Raw genomic sequence first — 269 nt, forward strand, 5'->3', positions numbered from 1 at the left:
GGACGCGCCGCTGTTGGATCTTCGCGCCTTTAAGTTCCGCATGTTCACAGTGTCAACGCTGCTGATGGTGGTTGCCATGATGGCCCTCTTCGGAGGCGTCATCCTGCTGCCCCTCTACCTGCAAAACACCCTGCACTTGCAGCCGATGGAGACCGGATTGGCGCTGTTGCCGGGCGGCCTGGCCATGGGGTTGCTGGGCCCGGTCATCGGACGGATTTTCGACAAGGTGGGTCCGTTGCCCCTGACCGTGTCCGGATCCGTGTTGATGG

The 269-nt window shown here is 62.1% G+C and carries 1 pseudogene; it reads left to right on the forward strand.

Features of this window, described 5'->3' with window-relative positions:
• Positions 1-269 (forward strand): annotated as a pseudogene (locus tag SB772_RS41465) (MFS transporter); the annotation flags it as partial.

The organism is Paraburkholderia sp. SIMBA_030, assembly GCF_046535245.1.
Classification (GTDB): Bacteria; Pseudomonadota; Gammaproteobacteria; order Burkholderiales; family Burkholderiaceae; genus Paraburkholderia.